At 70.9% G+C, this 388-nt stretch carries 1 protein-coding gene; it reads left to right on the top strand.

Annotation, left to right across the window (positions count from 1 at the left end):
• The first annotated feature begins 21 nt into the window (after positions 1–21).
• Positions 22–345, top strand: a complete 324-nt coding sequence (locus D7Y13_RS44735; RefSeq protein WP_120631182.1) for a hypothetical protein — start codon at positions 22–24, stop codon at positions 343–345.
• The last annotated feature ends 43 nt before the right edge of the window (positions 346–388 follow it).

The raw sequence follows: 388 nt of genomic DNA, 5'->3' as shown, positions 1-388 counted from the left end.
CTTGCACCGCGGGGAGCATTCGTGATCGAGGTCGGGATCCCCTCGCTCCGGCGGCTGGGGCCGGGCGAGACCGTCATCGTCAGCCAGTACCGTGAGGGCTATCACTGCGTCGACGAGTTCGACGTCGCGAACCAGGGCCTCATCTCGCACCACTTCACCGCCGAGGGCGATGGGTTCCGCGAGCGGTCGATCCCGTTCCGCTACGTCTGGCCCTCGGAGCTCGATCTGATGGCTCGGATCGCCGGACTACAGCTGCGGGAGCGCTGGAGCGGCTGGGCGCGCGAGCCGTTCACGAGCGAGAGCACGCAGCACGTCTCCGTCTGGGAGAAGCCCGTCGCGGGCTAGCCGCAGAGGTCGGGCGGGGCGTCGGCCCGCGCCCCGCCCGACC

The sequence above is a fragment of the Corallococcus praedator genome, from assembly GCF_003612125.1.
GTDB classification, from domain to species: domain Bacteria; phylum Myxococcota; class Myxococcia; order Myxococcales; family Myxococcaceae; genus Corallococcus; species Corallococcus praedator.
The sequence above is the reverse complement of the archived record's forward strand: the minus strand, read 5'-3'. Positions and strand labels throughout refer to the sequence as shown.